At 67.9% G+C, this 808-nt stretch carries 1 protein-coding gene; it reads left to right on the forward strand.

Translation table 11 applies throughout. The features are described 5' to 3' along the window. Positions 1 to 175: 175 nt before the first annotated feature. Positions 176 to 589, forward strand: coding sequence for a hypothetical protein (locus tag GSF22_RS34005; protein ID WP_307804524.1), 414 nt, complete (start codon positions 176 to 178; stop codon positions 587 to 589). Positions 590 to 808: the final 219 nt, after the last annotated feature.

Below are 808 nucleotides of genomic sequence, written 5' to 3' on the forward strand. Positions count from 1 at the left end.
GCTCAGGCCCCCGCCCTCACGCAGCCGATCGACCAGGACCAGAAGGGAGACCAGTGACCGGGTTCCTGACCGCGCCTTCACTCCCGACCGTCAAGTGTGGTCCGGCGGCGACGACTGCACCATCGGCTCCGGATCGCCAACCGGGTCTTGTTCTGCCAGGAGTACTACTCCCCCGGTGGCAGGCACGCTGATCGGCAAGGTCCAGCTCATGCAGGACGACGCGTGTGGTGCCGCTACCGTGATGCCCGTGACGACCTACGAGGCGGGCGCAGCGGCCGTGGACATCCTGCTTGCCAGCGCCAGTGTCGTTCTGATCGGATGTGCCGCCTGGGTGGCCATCCATAGCCGACGCGTGACAACGGTTCGACTGCTCGGGTGGACGCTACATCACCCCCGGCTGTGGGCCGCCGGAGCAGTCTTCATGGGCTTCAGCGCTCTCCTCAGGCTAGGAAACCTCACGGAGGTCACACCCAGCGCGTGGCGTACTCCGAGCCGGTGGACCGGCACTGTGCTGTTTCTGGCCGCGTTTGCGCTGATGGTCACTCACTGGGTTCTTGAGCATCGCGTCAGGCGTCAGCCGGGGTCGTGAACAGCAAACTGGGTCGTGACGATCGCGACGGTGGCCGCTGAGGACGCGGCGCCCCGGCCCACCGCTGTCGAGCCGACCGCTGGAGGGCTGCCGAACGGATCCGGGTGGCGTTGACCGGTGGTGGCGGTGGCGATGCTGCTGGCGGCCTGCTGCCGGCATCGCCCGGCACGGCACCCGGTCGCTCTACTTCCCGCGACGGGCATGGTTGCCCATCACCAC

Source organism: Micromonospora echinofusca (genome assembly GCF_017614955.1).
Classification (GTDB): Bacteria; Actinomycetota; Actinomycetes; order Mycobacteriales; family Micromonosporaceae; genus Micromonospora; species Micromonospora echinofusca_A.